This window comes from Histophilus somni 2336 (assembly GCF_000019405.1).
GTDB lineage: Bacteria > Pseudomonadota > Gammaproteobacteria > Enterobacterales > Pasteurellaceae > Histophilus > Histophilus somni.
Map to the genome: position 1 here is coordinate 470602 of NC_010519.1, position 21669 is coordinate 492270.

Annotated in this window: 21 protein-coding genes; 9 read left to right on the plus strand and 12 right to left on the minus strand. The window is 37.0% G+C overall.

From position 1 onward, the window contains the following. Window positions 1-38: 38 nt before the first annotated feature. The 9 genes from HSM_RS02065 to HSM_RS02105 all read right to left on the minus strand — a co-directional run bounded on the left by HSM_RS02065 (window position 39) and on the right by HSM_RS02105 (window position 8780). A complete protein-coding gene (locus HSM_RS02065) occupies window positions 39-623 on the minus strand; it encodes a sigma-E factor negative regulatory protein (protein ID WP_012341253.1) in 585 nt (194 codons plus the stop codon). Between the two features lie 32 nt (window positions 624-655). Then, window positions 656-1231, minus strand: a complete 576-nt coding sequence (gene rpoE, locus HSM_RS02070; protein ID WP_011609751.1) for an RNA polymerase sigma factor RpoE — start codon at window positions 1229-1231, stop codon at window positions 656-658. 105 nt (window positions 1232-1336) lie between these two features. Further along, window positions 1337-1591 carry an FAD assembly factor SdhE gene (locus tag HSM_RS02075; RefSeq protein WP_011609750.1) on the minus strand — a complete coding sequence of 85 codons (255 nt, stop codon included), beginning with the start codon at window positions 1589-1591 and terminating at the stop codon, window positions 1337-1339. A gap of 173 nt (window positions 1592-1764) precedes the next feature. Further along, window positions 1765-2406: a bifunctional 4-hydroxy-2-oxoglutarate aldolase/2-dehydro-3-deoxy-phosphogluconate aldolase gene (locus tag HSM_RS02080; protein WP_012341254.1), complete on the minus strand. Its 642-nt coding sequence runs from the start codon at window positions 2404-2406 to the stop codon at window positions 1765-1767. A gap of 47 nt (window positions 2407-2453) precedes the next feature. Further along, the gene (gene uxaC, locus HSM_RS02085) at window positions 2454-3857 is read right to left on the minus strand and encodes a glucuronate isomerase (protein WP_012341255.1); all 1404 of its coding nucleotides are present in this window, start codon (window positions 3855-3857) and stop codon (window positions 2454-2456) included. Window positions 3858-3866: 9 nt separating this feature from the next. Next, entirely contained in the window at window positions 3867-5282 is a 1416-nt protein-coding gene (locus HSM_RS02090; protein ID WP_012341257.1) for an MFS transporter, read from the minus strand. 25 nt (window positions 5283-5307) lie between these two features. Then, window positions 5308-7068 (minus strand): glycoside hydrolase family 3 protein, encoded by a 1761-nt coding sequence (locus HSM_RS02095; protein WP_012341258.1) that lies wholly within the window; start codon window positions 7066-7068, stop codon window positions 5308-5310. A 41-nt stretch (window positions 7069-7109) separates the two neighbouring features. Then, entirely contained in the window at window positions 7110-7925 is an 816-nt protein-coding gene (locus HSM_RS02100) for an HAD family hydrolase (RefSeq protein WP_012341259.1), read from the minus strand. Window positions 7926-7934: 9 nt separating this feature from the next. Further along, on the minus strand, window positions 7935-8780 hold the full coding sequence (locus HSM_RS02105) for an SDR family oxidoreductase (RefSeq protein WP_011609744.1): 846 nt from the start codon (window positions 8778-8780) through the stop codon (window positions 7935-7937). Window positions 8781-9029: 249 nt separating this feature from the next. Here HSM_RS02105 and HSM_RS02110 point away from each other — a divergent pair, with 249 nt between their 5' ends. Then, the gene (locus HSM_RS02110; RefSeq protein ID WP_012341260.1) at window positions 9030-9791 is read left to right on the plus strand and encodes a GntR family transcriptional regulator; all 762 of its coding nucleotides are present in this window, start codon (window positions 9030-9032) and stop codon (window positions 9789-9791) included. Window positions 9792-9809: 18 nt separating this feature from the next. Next, a complete protein-coding gene (gene uxuA / locus HSM_RS02115) occupies window positions 9810-10994 on the plus strand; it encodes a mannonate dehydratase (protein ID WP_012341261.1) in 1185 nt (394 codons plus the stop codon). A gap of 221 nt (window positions 10995-11215) precedes the next feature. Here the strand turns inward: uxuA and HSM_RS02120 are convergent, their stop codons facing one another. Further along, window positions 11216-11743 carry a hypothetical protein gene (locus HSM_RS02120; protein ID WP_012341262.1) on the minus strand — a complete coding sequence of 176 codons (528 nt, stop codon included), beginning with the start codon at window positions 11741-11743 and terminating at the stop codon, window positions 11216-11218. A 160-nt stretch (window positions 11744-11903) separates the two neighbouring features. Between HSM_RS02120 and hflD the strand changes: the two genes are divergently transcribed. Continuing rightward, window positions 11904-12515 carry a high frequency lysogenization protein HflD gene (hflD, locus tag HSM_RS02125; RefSeq protein WP_011609740.1) on the plus strand — a complete coding sequence of 204 codons (612 nt, stop codon included), beginning with the start codon at window positions 11904-11906 and terminating at the stop codon, window positions 12513-12515. Between the two features lie 23 nt (window positions 12516-12538). Beyond that, entirely contained in the window at window positions 12539-13906 is a 1368-nt protein-coding gene (gene purB / locus HSM_RS02130) for an adenylosuccinate lyase (protein WP_011609739.1), read from the plus strand. A gap of 79 nt (window positions 13907-13985) precedes the next feature. Here purB and HSM_RS02135 read toward each other — a convergent pair whose 3' ends face one another. Continuing rightward, a complete protein-coding gene (locus tag HSM_RS02135; RefSeq protein ID WP_011609738.1) occupies window positions 13986-14423 on the minus strand; it encodes a hypothetical protein in 438 nt (145 codons plus the stop codon). Between the two features lie 167 nt (window positions 14424-14590). Between HSM_RS02135 and tpiA the strand changes: the two genes are divergently transcribed. The 4 genes from tpiA to HSM_RS02155 all read left to right on the plus strand — a co-directional run bounded on the left by tpiA (window position 14591) and on the right by HSM_RS02155 (window position 19124). Then, on the plus strand, window positions 14591-15358 hold the full coding sequence (tpiA, locus tag HSM_RS02140; RefSeq protein ID WP_012341263.1) for a triose-phosphate isomerase: 768 nt from the start codon (window positions 14591-14593) through the stop codon (window positions 15356-15358). A gap of 97 nt (window positions 15359-15455) precedes the next feature. Next, entirely contained in the window at window positions 15456-16736 is a 1281-nt protein-coding gene (gene waaA, locus HSM_RS02145; protein WP_012341264.1) for a lipid IV(A) 3-deoxy-D-manno-octulosonic acid transferase, read from the plus strand. Further along, window positions 16736-17212, plus strand: coding sequence for a pantetheine-phosphate adenylyltransferase (gene coaD, locus HSM_RS02150; RefSeq protein ID WP_012341265.1), 477 nt, complete (start codon window positions 16736-16738; stop codon window positions 17210-17212). Before waaA ends, coaD begins: the two co-directional genes overlap by 1 nt. 73 nt (window positions 17213-17285) lie before the next feature. Next, complete coding sequence (locus tag HSM_RS02155) at window positions 17286-19124, plus strand: ABC transporter ATP-binding protein (RefSeq protein ID WP_012341266.1); 1839 nt, start codon at window positions 17286-17288, stop codon at window positions 19122-19124. A gap of 82 nt (window positions 19125-19206) precedes the next feature. On the opposite strand, the gene iolB is transcribed toward HSM_RS02155, so the two are convergent. Beyond that, complete coding sequence (iolB, locus tag HSM_RS02160; RefSeq protein ID WP_011609733.1) at window positions 19207-20037, minus strand: 5-deoxy-glucuronate isomerase; 831 nt, start codon at window positions 20035-20037, stop codon at window positions 19207-19209. Between the two features lie 236 nt (window positions 20038-20273). Here iolB and HSM_RS02165 point away from each other — a divergent pair, with 236 nt between their 5' ends. Further along, window positions 20274-21659 (plus strand): MFS transporter, encoded by a 1386-nt coding sequence (locus HSM_RS02165; RefSeq protein ID WP_011609732.1) that lies wholly within the window; start codon window positions 20274-20276, stop codon window positions 21657-21659. Window positions 21660-21669: the final 10 nt, after the last annotated feature.

Below are 21669 nucleotides of genomic sequence, written 5' to 3' on the forward strand. Positions count from 1 at the left end.
ACCACCAAACGGTGGCGAATATCTTAACATGAATTGAGCTAATGTTCATTATTTGGCAATCCGAAACTGTCAGTATGCAGACGTCGCTGTAATTCATAGTTTTGTAACATTATGCCAATACGTTTGTTCCGTTGTTCTACTTGCTCCTGCGTAATTATTTCTTTTCTCGGAACATTATAGCTGATTTCTTGTACCGAATTATTAAATGGAAGCGTTTGTAGCGTTGGGGTATCCAGTGTATTTTTGCCCGCTCTTTCATGATTAAAAGATTGAACGCCAAGTACGGCAACGAAACAAACCGTTGCAGCAACTGCCATTTGTAACATTGGGGAAAAGAATGAGCGTATTTTTTGTATAAACGGAAGTTTTTCCACTTCTGCGAGTGTCGGTTGAGACTCGAGAGAATGTTCGATTTGTATTTTTTCTTCCTGTTCAATGAGCGTTCCCATTCTTGCTGTGAAATCAGAACCTAACAGCACTTTACTTTCTTTGCGTATAATGGAACGAATTAAATGATAATTTGACCAACTATTTTGTAAGTCTTTGTTTTGACAAAGGGTGTCAGTAAATTTGTTACCACAATGCTCACCATCGATATAAGCTGAAAGTAACTCTTTTTGCATCTTTAACTCCAAGTCTTTGCTTATTAAACTATTTAACGTTGTATCAAAGGTTGAATTTTGCTTTCGATTATTTCTCTTGCACGGAAAATACGAGAACGTACGGTTCCCACCGGACAATCCATAATTTCTGCAATTTCTTCGTAACTCAATCCTTCCATTTCACGTAGTGTAATAGCTGTTTTTAAATCTTCTTGCAGGTTACTGATAGTATCAAAAACAACTTTTTTCAATTCACCGGATAATATTTCATTTTCGGGAGTATTCACGTCCCTTAAATTTGTACCAACATTATAACTTTCAGCGTCTTCTGCTAATATATCCTCTGTTGGCGGACGCCGTCCTTGTGCCGTTAAGTAATTCTTTGCCGTATTAACCGCTATTCGATATAGCCAAGTATAAAAAGCACTTTCGCCACGAAATGATTCAATTGAGCGGTAGGCTTTTATAAAGGATTCTTGTACAACATCGGGAATATCGTTTTGTGAAATATAACGAGTAAGTAATCCAGCAACTTTATTTTGATAACGAGCAACCAATAAGTTAAAGGCCTTTTTATCTCCCTGCTGTACTTTTTCTACCAAAGCCTGATCCGTTAGTTGTTCAGCCATATAACCTCTTGTATCACATCTAACAAGCCTTAATATTAAAGCCAGCCAACCCCTGTGCTTGTTAGACGTAATGGAATAAAAAAAGTTCAATCTTTTTAGGAAAGATTATTGATATAAATTTAAATTTTCTTGAATATGATCTACCATCTCTTGTAATTCAAGATCAGCAGCCGGAGTTTTATTAAAAAACCAAGAAAAAAGTTGTAAATCCGAGCAAGCTAATAAACGCAAAAATATATCTTTTTTAGCATCAGGTAGTTCATCAAAATATTGTTGAAAAAAAGGCATAATAACTTTATCTAATTCCAACATGCCTCGGCGGCAATCCCATTCAATGCGGAATTTGTTGTATTTTTCCATGCTTAATTTCCTTTTATCTAATTTTCTTGTTAATAGTAACAATCGGAAGAAACGCTGTAAATAAAAGAGATGAATAAACTCGGTTCGGATAGATTTTAGGTGTGCAATATAAATGGCATACAAATAAGGCGTATTATATATCAATACGCCTTTGCTTTTAGGTGTAAATCCCTTTAACTTTTAACCAGCTCTACTACTTCACGGGTTAATCGTCCAATTTCTTCCCATTGTTGGGACTTAATCAAAGATTTCTCTACAAACCAAGAGCCACCGCAAGCAACTACGTTTGGAATAGCGAGATAGTCTTTGATATTTTGTGGCGAAATGCCACCGGTCGGCATAATTTGTAAGTTACCGTAAGGGCCAAGTAAGGCTTTTATCATTTTAACACCGCCACTTGCCTCAGCAGGGAAAAACTTGACAGCTTGTATGCCGAGTTCAAGAGCGGATTCGATTGCCATTGGATTATTTACCCCTGGCGTTACAGGTATATTTAACTCTTGACAATACTTCACAATATTTGGATTAAAGCCTGGAGTAACAATACAATTTGCTCCGGCATTTTTGGCAGCCAATACCTGTTCTTTGGTTAGCACCGTGCCTGCAGCTATGAGTACTTCAGGATATTGTTGGTGAACCAATTTAATGGCCTCTTCGGCAGCTTCGGAGCGGAAAGTAATTTCCACTACAGGCAAGCCGTTTTCAGACAATGTTTTTGCTAAGGGTAAAATATCCTCTGCTTTATCTAAAGCAATAACCGGAACAACTTTAAGCTGTTTCAACTTGTCAATAATTTGTTCAGTGGTATAACGCATTTTTAACCTCTTTTTTAATGTGAAAAAATTTCTTTAAAATGGTTATTTTATTTGAAATAACGTTTTGCATTGTCATAGCAAATGTCTTTCACCATCTTTCCTAGCAGGTTGAGATCATTTGGTGCTTCACCACGTTCAACCCAGCCACCAATCATTTCACATAAAATACGGCGGAAATATTCGTGGCGAGTGTAAGATAAGAAACTGCGAGAATCAGTCAGCATACCAACAAATTGGCTTAATAGTCCCAATTGTGATAGCTGTTGCAGTTGGCGTTCCATGCCATCTTTTTGATCGTTGAACCACCAGCCTGAACCGAATTGAATTTTACCTGCAATGCCCCCTGTTTGGAAATTACCGATCATTGTGCCAAGCATTTCGTTATCACGAGGATTTAAGCAGTATAAAATGGTTTTCGGGAGTTGGTCTGTTTGATCCATGCTGTCTAATAAACGAGAAAGTGATTCAGCAAACGCACGATCTCCGATTGAATCAAATCCAGCATCTGCACCTAGCAATTTGAACATTCTCGTATTGTTGTTACGAATTGCTCCGATATGGAGCTGCATTACCCAATGGTGTTTGTGGTACTCCGTGCCTAACCAAACTAATAGTGCGGTGCTAAATTGTGCAATTTCTTCTTCTTCAATAGGTTGATTGTTAAGTCTTTTTTGCAATATTTGATCAAGAGTTTTCTCATCAGGAATTGGTGAGAAACGGACAATTTCCATACCATGATCAGCAGATTTACAACCATATTTATCGAAATGTTCAATACGTTTCGATAGAGCCTGTTTTAGTTTATCGAAAGTGTTGATTTCAATATCTGCGACTTTTCCTAACTGCTCAATATAATCATTGAACAGAGGAAGCTCAATTTTAAACGCACGGTCAGGTCGGAAACTTGGTACAACCTCAACATCAAAGGTATTATCTTCTGCAATGGCTTTATGGTATTCCAATGAATCAATAGGATCATCGGTTGTACCAACCAAATTTACATTCATTTTTTTCATAATACCACGTGCTGAAAACTCAGGCTGTTGCAATAACTCTTTCCCTTTATGCCAAATTTTCTCCGCTGTTTCAGGTGAAAAAATCGTGTCGGTAATACCGAACGGACGACGTAATTCTAAGTGAGTCCAGTGATAAATCGGGTTACCGATACATTTTGGTACAGTGTTGGCAAATGCGAGATATTTACTGTACTTATCTGCACTTCCCGTAATTAAATGCTCTTCTACCCCAGCTGAACGCATTGCTCGCCATTTGTAGTGATCGCCCTCTAACCAAATTTCAGCTAAATCATTAAATTGGCGATTTTCTGCAATCTCTTTTGGGTTTAAATGGCAGTGATAGTCGAAAATCGGTTGTTCTTCAGCATAATCATGATAAAGCTTTTGAGCCGTTGAGGTTGATAGTAAAAAATCTTCCGTCATAAATTTCATCATTATGTCCTCTTATTGAGTTATTTTTTGTTCTAATATACTTGCATTTTCGTCCACTTTTTCTTTAGAAAGCGGGTAAACGTATTTCAACAGTAAAAAAATCAAGATGCAAGCCAATGCAGGTACTCCCGTTGCAAAGTTATAGATTGACTCTAACACTTCTTGTGGTTGTTGTGGGATTTTTGCAGAATAGCCAATGTAACTTAGTGCAAAGCCACCTAAACCACCAGCTAAAGCTTGACCGATTTTGCGAGCAAATGAATAAACTGCATAAATTGTGCCATCTTCACGGCGTCCAGTTTTGATAAATTGGTTATCAATAATATCTGTAATAAATGCCCATATAATAATTTGGAAATAACTTAGACCCAGTGTTGCAATGAGTGCAACAATGATAAATAACCAAACATTTGTGATTTTAACGAAGAATAGCACACTGTATATGACAGCAGTTATCAATAAACCTACAGAAGCTGATTCTTTTTTACCGTACTTTTTCACAATATTTTGGGCAAACGGAGCAACCATAAATGTTGTCACGGCACCTAAAATACCACCAAATGACAATGCTAATTTACTATTAAAGTAATCAACATACAAATATGGGTTCATTGTACCGATGATTAAGGTTGCTAGCAGTAAAATGATAGCGATTAAAATAAAGATAAGTAACGCACTGTTTGAGAATAGACTGCTAAAGATTGCTTTTACGTCATCTAAACAGTCTGATTTATTGTGTGATTTGTTGTGGCGACGACCTTCTTTTTCAGGCAATTGAACTCGCTCAACCGAAAATCTCCAACAGATTTGGTACAAAATAAACGCACAGATCATAAATGCTCCCATAATGTATGTGAACATTTCTGGGATAATCACTTGTTTACCCTCAACTTCTTTGTAAATAATGAGTGGAATTACAAATGAGATAAAAAGTACCGCAATATTTGCACCCACTGTACGGAAGATAGATAATCCGGCACGCTCATCAGCTTTTGTAGTAATCACGGAAGCCATTGAACCATAAGGAATATTGACCGCAGTATAGGCTAAACTACCCCAAACTATGTAGGTAACAGTGATGTAGACCAATTTTGCGGTATAAGACCAATCTTTCACAATGTGCAAGAAAAGCAGAAATCCTGAAATACAGATAAAGGGAGTTGCCCGGCGAATAAGACCTCTGAAACGCCCCTCTTTAAAAGGCTTTATAGTATCTACTAAACGTCCCATACCAATATCAGTAAAAGCGTCAATAAATCTAGAAACTAGAAATAGAAGACCGACAACATAACCTTCAATTTGTAGTACATTAGTATAAAATAGCATTAAAAAGAAGGCGGACATCATAAAACTGAGATCATTAGCAATATCGCCAGCCATATAGGCAAGTTTGTCTTTTAAACCAAAAGGTCTTTGTGTTGAACTCATAAAAACTCCTTGTTAGGAATATAGATTAAATACGGGTGTCTTTATAACCACAGAAAGCATCAACTGGGCTAATACCTTTAAACTCGGAATTACCCATTAATTTTTCTACCAGTAATTCTATGGTTGGTTCTTTGCCGTCATAGGCATTGATGTAAGTTTTTACCTGAGGAACATCAACTAAATGGAATGGGCATTGAACGGAAACGAAAATTGTAGGTACTTCATGTACATAGAATGGAATATCAGGCGTTCCTTTGGTCGCTTGCCATACGATACGTTGAACTGTACTCATTTGCACATTCGCAACATTGATAATCAGATCATAATGATCCGTTAATGTCGTAATTGGGCGTTTTTGGGAGTATTCATTACGAATAGTTTTGACCTGTTCTTCGTCCGACATCTTGAGAATATTATCCATCGGTGATGTATAAATAGAAACTGTAAATCCTTTTTCTTCCAGTTTTTCTTTTAAGATTTCTGTTGCACTGCGTTGACTACCTGCAACCATTTTACCGAAGCCACCATCTGTACCTTTAACATTTACAAGTAAGATTCTAGGGAAACGTTCAACATTAATTGGGAAAATATCTTGTTTATGTTTAACTAAGGTAATTGCTTTATCTGCAACATCACGGAAAATTGCTTTATGTTCTGGAAGTCCTATTTTTGCTAATGCTTGTTCTTTTGGTTCAAGCAATGTTTCTCTTGGGCGATTGTGTAAGCCTAATTTTGCTTTTAACCCTAGAATACGAGTAAGGGCATCATGAAGGCGTTCTTCGGTAATAATGCCGTTTTTATAACCTTCCATCATATAACCGAAATCTTCATCAGGATCGTTAAAGAAAAGGAATAAATCACAACCTGCAGCGATAGCAGTCGGTAGCATTTCGCTACGCTTCATTGCTGAAGTCATTGCTACCATATGGCTGGCATCAGTAACAACAACACCGTTGAAACCTAATTTACCTCGTAATAAGTCTGTTAAAATTGGTTTTGAAAGTGTCGCTGGTAGGCAGTCCTCATAAGCTAAATTTGGATTGAAATGCTGCTCGTAAGCAGGTAAGTGTATATGACCTGCCATCAACGATGGTAAACCGGCATCAATTAAGCCTTGATAAACTTTGCCGAAAGTTTTGTCCCACTCTTCGCAACTAAAACTGTTTACACTAAAAGAAAGATGCTGATCTCTTTCATCCACTCCATCACCAGGGAAATGTTTTGCAGCCGGGGCAATACCACTTTCTTGAATACCTTTCATATAAGCCAAGGACATTTCTAGTACTTTCTCTGGATTTGAACCAAATACTCGATTAGAAATAATTGGGTTTCGCCAGTTATAACTAATATCAACGATAGGAGCAAAACTCCAGTTACAACCGATAGCTGCTGCTTCAATACCAGCTACACGCCCCATTTCATAAGCATATTTAGCATCATCGGTTGCACCGATTTTGACTTGTAAACCAATTTCTGTTCCATCACTGCAAGCACCATTACCACCAGCTTCTGTATTCGCTGCAATTAAGAGAGGAATTTTACTTTTAGTTTGTAGAATATAGTTTTGGTCATAAACCTCCTCAGCAGGACCGGGATTATAACGTACCGCACCAATATGGTAACGGTTTAAAACATCAGTGAGATATTCCTCGGATCTGCTTGAACCCATATTCACAAAAAGCTGACCGATTTTTTCTTCCAACGTCATATTGGCTATAGTGTTTTTTACCCATTGAATATCTTCATCTTTTAAGTAATAAGGTTTTTTCGTTAAATCAACAGACATAATTTCTCCTTGCTTATTTGTCAAAATAGTAATAATTGTGATCAAGCGGTTAAATTTGCATTAAATTTTGCAACCAATTGGGCTTGATATTGAGAATCAAATTTTTGGTAAACCAATTTCCCTAATGTTTCTAATACTAACTGATCCCAAGATTCATCTTCATTGCCACATAAAATCGGGAAGAAATTTACACTTGCTTCATTGGCACTATTTAAATCACCCGGTGAATCACCAACCATTAAAATATTGTTCGGTTGATAGCCATATTGTGCTAATTGGTTTAAACAATGAGTTTTTGTACCCTCATCTTGTCCATAAACTAGATCTACAAAAGGGAACAAACCATGTCTTGTCCATTCATCAAGAATAGCTTCATTATTTGCGGAACTTACCACAGCGATGTCTGCAAACTCTTTAATAATCGCGAGGGAACGTTTGACTAAACGGAATGGTTTATCTTGAGTATGTAGAGTTTTAATACCCATATTGACTTTTTCCGACCATGCTAACGCAAGTTTTAGATCATCGGTATGGTTGTCTTGTATTGCTTGAATAAGTGAACGATTGGATAATTCCGAAGTTGTATTTACCCAGTGTTTTAATTGGGTGAAATCCTGTTCATAACCATACTCTTCCAAAGAAAGAATCAATCCTTTGAATCGATTGATACCACGTGTTTGAGAGTAAAGGTTAATTCTATTCCAAATTTCAATAAAACGTGCTTCATCTGTAAGTCCAAAAATTTCAACAGCATAAGGTCCGAAACACTTATCATGTTTAATGTTCATTGTATCCATTGCACAACCGTCAGAATCAATGCACACAATAAATTTATGTTTTGGTATAAATGTTGTCATTATTTTCCCCTATACACCGCTGTAAGCAGAGAAACCGCCATCAATCGGCAATACTACCCCATTTATGAAGCTGGCATAATTTTCATCCATTAAGAATAAAATTCCACCCATCAATTCATGTGCTTCACCAAAACGTCCCATTGGAGTATTAGTTAAAATTTTATTAGCTCGAGCTGTCGGATTTCCTTCACTGTCAAAAAGTAATCCTCTGTTTTGGTTACTGACTAAAAAACCCGGAGCAATGGCATTACAACGAATACCTACTTTAGAGAAATAAACAGCAAGCCATTGGGTAAAGTTACTGATAGCCGCTTTTGCTCCTGAATAGGCAGGAATTTTAGTTAACGGAGTATAGGCATTCATGCTGGAGACATTAATAATATTAGCCCCTTTTTTGCCGATCATATCTTTGGCAAATACTTGAGTAGGAAGTAAAGTACCTAAATAGTTGAGGTTAAATACAAATTCAATACCATTTTTATCTAAATCGAAAAATGATTTTGTACTATCTGCTAAGTTAAATTCATGAAATTCATTGTCGGTTGTTGCTTTTGGGCTATTACCACCGGCACCATTAATCAACACATCACAAGTTCCAAAGTCTTTTTCGATAGCATCACGAGTTTGTTGAATACTTTCCAAATCAAGTACATTGGTTTTGTATGCTTTTGCAATGCCACCATTTTGTACAATAGCTTGTGCATATTGTTCTGCCGATTCGAGGTTAATATCTAATAAAGCAACTTTTGCCCCTGTTTTTGCTATTTCTTGTGCAAAAAATGCACATAGCACTCCACCAGCACCTGTAATAACAACGACTTTACCTTTGAAATCATGATTGTTTGCAATATTCATATTTTTATCTCCTATTAAGATTAATTGATATGCTAAATATACGTCTATTTTTAAAACTGGTAAACCAGTTATTAATAAAAGTGTGATTTACATCACAAAATTTAAACTTTTTTGGGTTACCTTTTGGTTTTTTATGTAAAATATGCTTAAATTATAGTTGTTTTTTGGTGCGCGAAATGTTAATTTGGTGAACCAGAAAAGTATTTTACGAACACCATCAAGAAGTCAAAAAAGCAGAGAGACAAAAAAATGATGGCAACATCACCTGAAGAACTACGTTCTTATAAAAAAATAGGGCAAGAATTAAAAGCGGAATTATTGAGAGGAACTTATGGTATTGGGGATAAATTACCGGCAGAGCGTGATTTATCTCAGTACTTCAATGTCAGTCGTACTGTTATTCGTGAAGCACTTATCATGCTTGAACTTGAGAATTTAGTCGAAGTGCGGAAAGGATCTGGTGTTTATGTAATAAATTTACCTAAATCGAGTTCAGAGGAAACTGAAGATTTGCCTGATGTTGGACCCTTTGAATTGCTACAGGCAAGACAATTGTTAGAAAGTAGTATTGCAGAATTTGCAGCTATTCAAGCAACTCGAGCTGACGTTTTACACTTAAAAGAGATTTTAGATCGTGAACGTAGAACTTTAGAGTGCGGTGATGATGAAGATTATATTGCAGATGAGGATTTTCACAAAGCAATTGCAGAAATAACGCAAAATGAAGTGGTGATCCGCATGCAAAAGGATTTGTGGGAGTACCGAATTAATAGTCCTATGTGGAAAGGTCTGCATGCACATATCTCTGATCAAAGTTACCGCTATTTATGGTTAAAAGATCACGAAAATATTATTGTTGCAATACAGCGAAAAAATCCTGTATTAGCACGAAAAATGATGTGGCAGCATTTGGAAAATGTAAAACAGAAACTGTTTGAATTATCGGATTTAGATGATCCTAATTTTGATGGTTATCTGTTTAATGTTAGCCCTTTGGCTGCTGATTTTTAATTAGATGAGGAATTTACTATGGAACAAACATGGCGTTGGTATGGACCAAATGATCCGGTATCTTTGGATGATGTAAGACAGGCTGGTGCAACGGGAGTGGTGACTGCATTGCATCATATTCCCAACGGGCAAGTCTGGTCAGTTGAGGAAATCAATAAGCGTAAAGCATTGTTGGAGGAAAAAGGGTTGGTTTGGTCAGTTGTGGAAAGTGTACCTATTCACGAAGATATCAAAACCCAAACAGGTAACTATCAGCAATGGATTGATAACTATAAGCAAACATTGCGTAATCTAGCGAGTTGTGGCATTGACATAGTATGTTATAACTTTATGCCGGTGTTAGATTGGACTCGTACCGATCTTGAGTATGAAATGCCGGATGGTTCAAAAGCGTTACGTTTTGATCAAGTGGCTTTTGCTGCCTTTGAACTATATATTTTAAAACGTCCGGGAGCAGAGGAAACTTACTCACCGGAAGAGCAAGCAGAAGCCAAAGCCTATTTTGATCAAATGAGCGAAGCGGATATTGCGAAATTAACAAAAAATATTATTGCTGGGTTACCGGGATCTGAAGAGGGTTATACTCTTGAGGAATTTCAAGCACAACTTGATCGCTATAAAGGTATTTCTACAGAGAAATTCCGCACTCATTTAGCCTATTTCTTGAATGAAATTGTGCCTGTTGCACAAGAAGTGGGAATCCGTATGGCTATTCACCCGGATGATCCTCCACGTCCAATTCTCGGTTTGCCACGTATTGTGTCAACTATAGACGACATGCAATGGTTTGTGGATACTCAACCGCTTGCCGCTAATGGGTTTACTTTCTGTACTGGTTCATATGGTGTGTTAGCAGAGAATGATTTAGTGAAAATGGCGGAAAAATTTGCTGATCGTATTTACTTTGTTCATTTGCGATCCACTCAGCGGGAGGAAAATCCACGAAGTTTTCACGAAGCTGATCACCTTGCCGGTGATGTAAATATGTTTGGGGTAACGAAAGCATTACTCACCGAAGAATATCGTCGCAAGGCAAATGGTGATAATCGCTTAATTCCAATGCGACCAGATCACGGTCATCAAATGCTTGATGATTTGAAGAAAAAAACTAACCCGGGTTATTCTGCAATTGGTCGTTTAAGAGGTTTGGCAGAATTTCGAGGTTTAGAGTTGGCATTAAAAAAAGTGTATTTTAATGACTAATTAAAGAATAAAGGTACTAAGTGTCTTAGCTGGGAAGTATAGTTCTGGACATGGTGTGAAAGAAACCCGACAAATTGTCGGGTTTTTTTCATCTAAAAGAACGGTCTGTTTTATACTATTTTTTGTTTGACAGAAGAATAAATTACGCCGGTTATCAAAGACACGATGCTACTTACAACAAGATAAAAAGAATCTGTTAATCATTTTAGGTTATTAGTATATTATTTTACACAAAGTTTTAAAATTTGTTCGCTACCCTGCACGAGATATTGATCATCTTCAGATCGTACTCGATTATTTTTCAAATCTAACATGGCATCATAAATACCTTGTGTCAGACTTGCTTGATCAAGATGACTCCAACAAGTTGAACTTAATCTATTAAAGTTGGTTTGTAATCCGAAAGCAAAGAGAATACCGCTATAATAAGTATGCACATCGCTGTCTAATCCATTGCGTTGAAACAGTTTTTCTTTAATTTGATTGATCGGGACTGAAATTTTTGCGGAGTACCAATCTTTTACACCACTGACAAAAGCGTTCACATGATATTCTTTGTTCACACGACCTTGGTAACTTTGTACTGCCACCGCATAAGCAGTGGCATAAGATTTTTGATCTATTTTATCATTGTCCAAGTTAATCACCGTTTTTATATTGTTTTCCGATGAGGTATAAGAAGTAACAGATTTTACCGAGCAAGCTGAAATCAGCCCAATACATAAAAATAAAGATATTCTTTTAAACATAAAATTATCCCCAAAGAAAAAATAAATTAATTGTACAGACGGATCGGATTTAAGCCAATAAAGAAAATTCACCGCACTTTCTCATTTATTCTCAACCTTTAAAACAAAATCTAAAAATGCTATATTGTACGCTGTTTTTTCTGACTAACCTCAATTATTTATGGCTAATTATCAAGATATAACATTTGCCCTTGCGGGTGTGTGCCAAGCGGCAAAATTAGTACAGCAACTTGCAATGAACGGTACGGTTGACCAAGAAATTTTGCGAACTGGTTTAAGTACATTGTTGCAAACTGCACCGGAAGATACTTTAGCCGTTTATGGAGGGCAGAAAAGTAATTTAAAATTGGGGTTGGAAACCTTAATGGAACAATTAAACGGCAGTGATGTAACTTTAAATCGCTATTGGTTAGGACTTTTGGCTTTAGAAGGTAAATTACATAAAAATGCACAAGCTAAATCTGAACTGGCTCGTCGTATTCAGTATTTGCCTACACAACTTGCCCATTATGATTTACTTGATGAACAAATGCTATCAACTTTAGCTTCTATTTATGTTGATGTTATCAGTCCTTTAGGTGCTCGTATTCAGGTCCAAGGCTCCCCGCTTTATTTACAGCAATTAATGACACAAAATCGTATTCGAGCTTGCTTGTTGACCGGTATTCGTTCGGCGGTACTTTGGCGACAAGTTGGCGGTACGAAATGGCAATTTTTGTTTTCACGTCGCAAGCTGGTAGCAACAGCACAACAAATTTATTCATCTATTTAACTGTTCTTAGGAGTAATTCTTTTATGCAATTCAACGCATTGACCGCACTTTCCCCGATAGATGGTCGTTATCAAGACAAAGTAACTGCTTTACGTAGCATTTTTAGCGAATTCGGTTTATTGAAATTTCGTGTAACTGTCGAAGTTCGTTGGTTACAAAAATTATCTGCAACAGGCACTATTCAAGAAGTTTCTTCTTTATCTAAAGAGGCAAACGATTACTTAAATCAATTGGTAGAAAATTTCAGTTTGCAAGATGCTGAACGCATTAAAGAAATTGAACGTATTACAAATCATGATGTAAAAGCGGTTGAATATTTCTTAAAAGAAAAAAGTCTGGCAATACCTGAATTAGTGGCGATTAGTGAGTTTATCCATTTTGCTTGTACTTCGGAGGATATCAACAATCTTTCTTATGCGTTAATGTTAAAAAACGCACGTGATGAAGTACTTTTACCTGAGTGGCGTAAGTTAATTGATGAAATCACTCGCCTTGCTACAGAGTATAAAGCAATTCCATTATTATCCCGCACTCATGGACAACCTGCCTCACCTACCACAATAGGTAAAGAAATGGCGAATGTGGTATATCGCTTACAACGTCAGTTTAAACAGTTACAACACGTGGAAATTCTAGGCAAAATTAATGGTGCGGTAGGAAATTACAATGCCCATTTATCTGCCTATCCTGAGATTGATTGGCATCAATTTAGCCAAGAATTTGTGACCTCATTAGGTTTAACTTGGAATCCTTATACGACCCAAATTGAACCTCATGATTACATTGCGGAGTTTTTTGATAATGTAGCTCGTTTTAACACTATTATTATCGATTTTGACCGTGATTTATGGGGGTATATTGCCTTAAATCATTTCAAACAACGTACTATTGCCGGTGAAATTGGATCGTCTACCATGCCGCACAAAGTGAATCCGATTGATTTTGAAAATTCAGAAGGTAACCTTGGCTTAGCGAATGCTGTTATGTCGCATTTAGGTGCAAAATTACCGATTTCACGTTGGCAACGTGATTTAACCGACTCGACAGTTTTACGCAATTTAGGTGTGGGGCTTGGTTATTGTTTAATTGCTTATGCGGCAACATTAAAAGGTATCAGCAAACTTGAGGTAAATGAACCGCACTTACGTGAAGAACTAAATCAAAATTGGGAAGTGCTGGCTGAACCAATTCAAACTGTGATGCGTCGTTATGGTATTGAAAAACCTTATGAAAAGCTAAAGGAGTTGACGCGAGGTAAGCGTGTTAATGCAGAGGCGATGCGTGAGTTTATTGAGAAGTTGGAAATTCCAGCTCATGAAAAAGCTCGTTTAAAACAACTTACACCGGAAACGTATATCGGTAGTGCAATTAGTTTGGTGGAAAAATTGTAAATTCGGTGTGTTTGTCTTGGCTATTGCCCCTTAGTATAAAAGCGTATCTTAGCTACGTAAGGGGCAAATTTAAGACACTTCAGGTAAGATTTAATTCAAAAATAGACTTTTGCCGGTTAAGTTTAAAACCTTCTCTTATTAATAATTCCGGTTGTTGCAGATTTTGTTCCATGACTAAAAGTGTCGATTGAGTATAACTGACAAATTCTTTTGCTTTTGCAATAAGTGCGGTGTAAATTTCACTCTTATTTTGGGTATTTTTGACAAAAATATCATTTAATTGCCAATAACGTTGCAGTTGTAATGAAGAAAAGCGAGGATAGAGTTGAATAAAGCCGACAGGGTTTTGCTGATTATCGACGGCGAGAAAGAAGATACTTTCACTAAATCGAATTCGGTTTGATAAAAAAATAAGAGTTCGCTCCGGATTTTCTATCATATTATGGGTGAGGCGGTATTGTTCAAATAAAGACAATAAAGCGTCCAAATTCCATAGTTCAGCTTTAAATATTTTCATTTCTCAATAATTGTTCAAAATTTATGAAATTCATACAGTAGATTTTATCTTTTTAATACAAAATAATCATCTTTTATGAAAAATTTTTTATGGATACAGGAAAATTTTTGCAAAAAAGAGTATAGTACTGACAGAATTTTTTTATTAATTATTATGGAGAACATAAAATGGCTCGTCGTCCTTTAGTCATGGGTAACTGGAAATTAAATGGTAGTAAAGCCTTTACAAAAGAACTTATTACCGGTTTAAAAGATGAACTTAATGCGGTGTCAGGCTGTGATGTGGCAATTGCACCGCCTGTCATGTATTTAGCGGAAGCTGAAGCTGCACTGGTCAGCAGTGATATTGCTTTAGGTACTCAAAATGTTGATTTAAACAAACAAGGTGCATTTACCGGTGATATTTCAACAGAAATGTTAAAAGACTTTGGTGTAAAATATGTCATTATCGGTCATTCTGAGCGACGTCAATATCATCATGAAAGTGATGAATTTATTGCGAAAAAATTTGGTGTGTTAAAAGATGCTGGTTTAGTTCCTGTATTATGTATCGGTGAAAGCGAAGCTGAAAATGAAGCAGGCAAAACGGAAGAGGTTTGTGCACGTCAAATTGATGCGGTGATGAATACACTAGGTGTTGAAGCATTTAACGGTGCAGTAATCGCTTATGAACCGATTTGGGCTATCGGTACAGGTAAATCGGCGACTCCAGCTCAAGCACAAGCAGTACATGCCTTTATTCGAGGACATATTGCAAAACAAAGCCAAGCCGTTGCCGAACGGGTAATTATTCAATATGGCGGTTCCATCAATGATGCAAATGCAGCAGAATTGTTTACTCAGCCTGATATTGATGGTGCATTAGTTGGTGGTGCATCGTTAAAAGCGTCAGCGTTCGCTGTCATTGTTAAAGCGGCGGCGAAAGCAAAAAACTGATTTTAGTTCATTCATAAAAAGTGCGGTAATTGATACCGCACTTTTTAGTATTCATATTAGTATTCATAATTTCTCGTTTTCTTAATGTCTAAAATTTATGTGGTCTTTTTTTTATACCTCAATAATGTACTGTATTCAGCCATTTGTCTTGGTGTATAACCTTATACGCAGTTTTAAGTCGCCGAATTATCGAAAACGTATTTTAGAACGTTACGCTTTTTATCCTTCGCTGACTGAACCGAAGCCGAATGGGGTTGTGATTCATGCGGCTTCTGTGGGGGAAGTGATTGCGGCAACTCCTTTAGTTAAAAAGATACAACAGCAATATCCACATTTATCTATAACGTTTACAACGGTGACACCAACGGGATCAGATCGTGTCAAAGCCGCTTTTGGTCAATCCGTCTTCCATGTTTATTTACCTTATGATTTACCCGATGCAATTTTGCGTTTTATTGATTTTGTAAAACCGAAAATGTGCATTGTGATTGAAACGGAAATTTGGCCGAATTTAATTAAACAATTATATTTACGAGATATTCCTTTTGTTATCGCTAATGCAAGATTGTCTGAACGTTCGGCAAAACGCTATGGCTGGGTTAAAGCACAATTACAAAATATGTTTAGTCAGATTAGCCTGATTGCACCGCAAGACGAGGTAAGCCTGCAGCGTTATATTGATTTGGGCTACAATCCGTCAAAATTAAAATTGACGGGAAATATCAAATATGACTTAGTGGTGAATGATGAATTAGTGCAAAAAATTACCGCACTTCGCCAATCTTGGAGCCAAAATCGCCCAGTTTGGATTGCTGCAAGCACCCATGAGGGCGAGGAAATGATTATTTTGCAGGCTCATCAAAAGTTGCTAAAAACTTATCCGCAGTTGTTATTAATTTTAGTACCTCGTCATCCTGAACGTTTTAACCTTGTCGCAGAGTTAATTGAAAAGCAAAAGCTTAACTATATTCGCCGTTCTGCACATGTTAATCCCGATTTATTAACACAGGTTGTACTTGGAGATACCATGGGGGAGTTGATGTTAATGTACGGTATTTCCGATATTGCCTTTGTGGGGGGAAGTTTAGTCAAGCATGGGGGGCATAATCCTTTAGAGCCTCTCGCTTTTAAGTTACCTGTGATTAGCGGTCAATATACTTTTAATTTTCCGGTGGTTTACCAAAACTTATCAGAGGTTCAAGGGGTAGTGTTAGTCAATGAAAATAGCCAAGAGCTGGAAAGTGCGGTAAAAAATTTGTTATCTTCTCCTGAATTATGTGAACGCTATGGTAATGCCGGTTATGAAGTATTGGTCCAAAATCGTGGTGCATTACAACGACTATTTGAATTACTACAGCCTTATTTGGAGAAAGAATAATGACAACGGTTATTTATCCTGGCACTTTTGATCCTATTACCAATGGACATATGGATATTATTCAGCGTAGTGCGGTCTTATTTAGCAAAGTTATTGTTGCTGTGGCAAAAAACCCGAGTAAACAACCTTTATTTAATTTAGCTGAGCGAGTTGAATTAGTTCAATTGTCTGTTGTTCATTTAGACAATGTAGAGGTAATTGGGTTTGATGATTTATTGGCAAATGTGGTTAAAGCAAGACAAATTGATGCGATTATTCGAGGGGTACGCACGACAATGGATTTTGAATATGAATCACAACTTGCACATTTAAATCGTTTGTTGACGAATGGTGTAGAAAGTTTATTTTTACCCCCGACCGAGCAGTGGTCTTATGTTTCTTCAACTATTGTACGAGATATTTTTTTACATCAAGGTGATGTGTCCCGATTAGTTCCTGCAGCGGTATTACGAGCTTTAGAAAAGCGGGCTAAATAATTTGATGAGATTTTATTAAATAATCCTTACATTATGTATGTTTAAAACACTAAAACTAAATAGGAAATAATGAATGTTGAATAAAATTTTTGTGTGGTTTGAAAGTCGTTTAAATCCTTATCCGGAACAGACGTTCAATCACCTACATCAAGGTCTGTTTCGATTTATTTGGTCAAATTTGGAAGGAATGAAAAAATGGATTTTCCTACTTGCTTTCTTATCGTTCGGATTGGGGGCAATGGAGGCAATTCTTTTCCAATTTATGGGCGTTTTGGTGGAATGGCTCAGTCAATATGACGTGCAAACTTTATGGGTAGAAAAAGGTGCTTATTTAGTTGGGATGTTGATTTTATTGCTATTTAGCATTATATGGTCTTTTTTAGCATCAGCTACACGTTTGCAAACCTTACAAGGTGTTTTTCCAATGCGTTTGCGTTGGAATTTTCATCGTTTGATGTTGGGGCAAAGTTTAAGTTTTTATCAAGATGAATTTGCCGGTCGAGTGTCTGCAAAAGTCATGCAAACAGCGTTGGCATTGCGTGATACAGTGCTTACTTTGGCAGACATGATGGTTTATATTTTGGTCTATTTTGTTACCTCAGGTATTGTTTTAGCAGCATTAGATATATGGTTATTAGTTCCTTTTGTTCTATGGCTAATAGTTTTTGTGGTTATTTTATGGATTGTTATTCCTGAATTGGCTAAAAAAGCAGAACAACAAGCGGACTCAAGATCATTAATGACAGGTAGAATTACTGATGCTTATGCCAATATTTCCACTGTTAAGCTTTTTTCTCATGGTGCAAGAGAGGCAGCTTATGCAAAGCGATCCATGCAAGATTTTATGATGACTGTTCATGCACAAATGCGTCTTGCTACTTCCTTAGATACTCTGACTTATAGCACAAATGTAGCGTTAACTTTAAGTACGGGAATTCTAGGGATTGTGTTATGGGGAAAAGGTTTGGTCGGTGTAGGAGCCATTGCTACTGCGTTGGCAATGGCACTAAGAGTGAATGGATTATCTCGTTGGATTATGTGGGAAATGGCACGCTTGTTTGAAAATATCGGTACTGTAAATGATGGTATGTCAACACTGACAAAACCGCTAACTATTGTGGATAAACCGGACGCACAAGATTTGGAGATTAAACAAGGAAATATTCATTTTAATAATGTAGACTTTGCTTATACACCGGATAAGCCTTTACTAACAAATTTTAATTTACATATTAAAGCCGGAGAGAAAGTAGGGCTGATTGGTCGTTCCGGAGCAGGAAAGTCTACAATTGTAAATTTATTACTGCGATTTTATGAAACTCAGCAAGGTTCTATCACTATTGACGGGCAGAGTGTCGCAGATGTTTCACAAGAAAGTTTACGTCGCCAAATTGGTTTGGTCACACAAGATACTTCTTTATTGCATCGTTCTGTTCGGGATAATATTGTTTACGGTCGTCCGGAAGCGACAGAAGAAGAAATGGTTGAAGCTGCAAAGCGAGCAGAGGCGGCGGAGTTTATTCCATTTTTGAGTGATTCTCAAGGGAGACAAGGTTATGATGCTCATGTGGGAGAGCGAGGAGTAAAACTTTCTGGGGGGCAACGTCAGCGTATTGCTATTGCTCGAGTGATGTTAAAAGATGCACCGATTTTGTTACTGGATGAAGCAACCAGTGCGTTAGATTCTGAAGTGGAAATCGCTATTCAGAATAGTTTGGACAAAATGATGGAAAATAAAACAGTGATTGCCATTGCTCATCGTTTATCCACAATTGCTGCCATGGATAGATTAATTGTATTAGATCAAGGACGAATTGTTGAGCAAGGCACTCATACTGAATTGCTGGAGAAAAACGGTTTGTATGCAAAGCTTTGGCAACATCAGAGCGGTGGATTTTTGAGTGAATATTAGTCAAGATTTTAGGATTAATCAAAGACACTAAAAAGGCGGAAATGTAAGATTTCAAATTCCGCCTTTTGCTCCTCAAACAGTGTTATTTAAATTTGTCGGCATAAGCAGAGCTGTTGATCCACTGATGATCTTGTTCCCAAGTAAATTTCCATTTACGTACAGGTCCCGCCATAACATTAAGGTAATAGTTGTTATAACCGGCAATAGTGGCAACTGGGTGATAACCTTTTGGTACCAGCACCACATCGCCATCATATACCGCCATACATTCGTCCAAAGTGCGGTCGTCCGTATAGACACGTTGCAGAGCAAAACCTTGTGGTTTATCAAAACGATGATAATAACTTTCTTCTAAGTAAGTTTCATCAGGACTATCTTTTTGGTCATGCTTGTGGCTTGGGTAGGAACTGGTATTTCCTTCATCAGTAAATACTTCAACCACTAGCAAGGCATCTGCCTTTTCGGTTTCCGGCAAGATATTGTGTACAAGGCGTTTGTTATTACCAAAACCACGTCGTTCTACTCCCACTTGTTCAGGGGTAATTAAACGTACAGGCAAGTCACCGTTACTTGGTGCTCGACAAACAGCCAACTCTAAATAAGTTTCAGCTTTAATTTCTATTTGTTGATGGTGTGGAGCGTACACCGAATAAGGCGGAATTTTCTCAAACGGTGTAGTTCGATTACCAATATTATTATATGTTTCACCGCCAGCTGAGACAGTGGCTTTACCACTTACTAAAACAAAACAAGTCTCAGTAGTTTCTGTATTAAAACTTAATGTCTGCCCTGCTTGCAAATGATACATTTCAAAACCGACATATTCCCAACCTGCACTTTCCGGTGTGATTTTTTGTACTTCACCATTTGCAGCAGGATTGTCTTTGCGTGATTTAGATAATAAATAACTCATATTTTCCCCGATGTGATCATATTGATAAGATTTAGCTGAAATCATACCGCACTGCGTAAATTTCGCTATGAGAAATATAGAAAAATCAGAGATAGATCACAAAATAATTATTTTACTTCTATTAGAATTTGATAAAAATGTTTTATTTATGATTTTTTTTGCAGTATATAAACTAGGCGTTTTATAAGATTTAGTAGTATAGAAATCTTTGTTAATTAAAAATAAAGGAGTTTTGTATGAAAAGCTTTTTGCAAAAATATGGGTTTACCCCAGCCTCATTTTTTCAACTCATTCTGATCACTGTTAATGCACAATTGATTTATGCTTTTTGGGATATTCGTAATAGCGTACCCGGTGGTTTTCCTGCCGCTTTAGGGGTAACGGATCAACAAGCCGGTTATTTATATTCTATGCAAGGACTTGTGATTATTTTAGGGACTATTGCTTTAGGTTGGGTTGGTGACCGTTTTTCAATTCGTTCTATTATGTTGCTATCTACGGTTGGTGTGGGTGGAATTTCTTTATTTCTAACCCTCTCATCTCCGGGACTTAGCATGCCTGTGTTACTGGCTTGTTTCTTCTCTATGTTATTTTTTAGTGAGGTATTATTTAAACCGGCTAATTTCAAAGCATTAAGAATTTCAACCACGGAAAAACATCAAGGTATGGTATTTGGATTATTTGAGTTTGGTCGTGGGTTGCTTGCTTTCCTTATCTCCTTGTTATGGACGGTGATGCTTTATTATAAAGTCGGTCCGAAGGCAATGATGATGACAAGTTGTATTATTGTTATTATTACTGGTATTGCAGTGTTTTTTATTGTACCTAAAGATCAAAAAGTCGGAGATGAAGATACTCAAGTTAATACGACCAAAGAAGCTATTCAGGGTGTTGCTCGTGTAGCTAAATTACCGGTTGTTTGGATTGCCGGAATTAATGTGTTCTGTATTTATGGTGCGTTTGTTGCTGCTGGGACCTATTTTGCCCGTTTTTTACAAGGTGGATATGGTACAAGTGCGGTTGCTGCGGCAGTTTTTGCAACAGTAGTTATTGCATTGAGAATGTTACCTTTGGTTTCTTCCGTTTTAGTAGAAAAAGTCTTTGCTTCTACCGCACACTTCATGCGAATGATGCAAATTATTTTAGTGGTTATTCTTTCTGTAATTGGAATTATCTTTTTTACCAATCATCCAGATATTTCTTTATATGCAGATGGTTATATTCCGGATAATACCCCGGTAGGACTCATTTCTTCCAGTATGTTCTGGACACTGGTAGTTCTTATGTTATGTGCATCAGCTTGTATCTTCATGATTCGAGGTGTTTATTATGCCCCAATCGGTGAGATGGGGGTTGATAAAAAGCATTCCTCAGCAGCAATGTCTTTCGCCATTACTATTGGCTATTTTCCTGCTTTATTAGCACCAATTGTATTAGGTGGCTTGGTTAAATCACCGGCAAAAGATGCTACAGGACAAATTATCCGCTCTTATTTAACTGATACGCAAGTGTTAGCTTGTGCTTTCTTTGGGCTTGCGATTCTTGCGTTAATTTCTGTTTTTATGTCACATACTTTAATTAAAATGAAACAGAAACAGCAATTAAAAACTAGTAATCAATAGGCGGTTTTTT